The organism is Bartonella sp. CM120XJJH (assembly GCF_042194715.1).
Lineage (GTDB): Bacteria > Pseudomonadota > Alphaproteobacteria > Rhizobiales > Rhizobiaceae > Bartonella.
Genome location: NZ_JBHINE010000126.1, coordinates 324 through 634, shown reverse-complemented (window position 1 = coordinate 634; position 311 = coordinate 324).

The following is a 311-nucleotide window of genomic DNA, read 5'->3' as shown; positions in this document are numbered from 1 at the left end:
AGAGATACAAGGTTTTCTCTAATCCATCATGAGAGAAAATTTTAATCATACATCTAAGTTCTGTTTTTAAAAACCTATCTTCTTGCCTTATCTAAAACATGAGACAATACATTCAATCATCAGTATTATACATCGCCATATTCAAAACGAGTACCATAAAAAAATGAAACATTGGTCTACTTTTATTGTCCTTTTTCGAATAGTCCCTCGAGTGCGGCATCTCGTTCTTTCACCACTTTTTCTAATTCTGCAACGACCTTTTTATACAATTTCGAACGTTTCGAAAAAGAATAACAAAGCGTAATGATTGC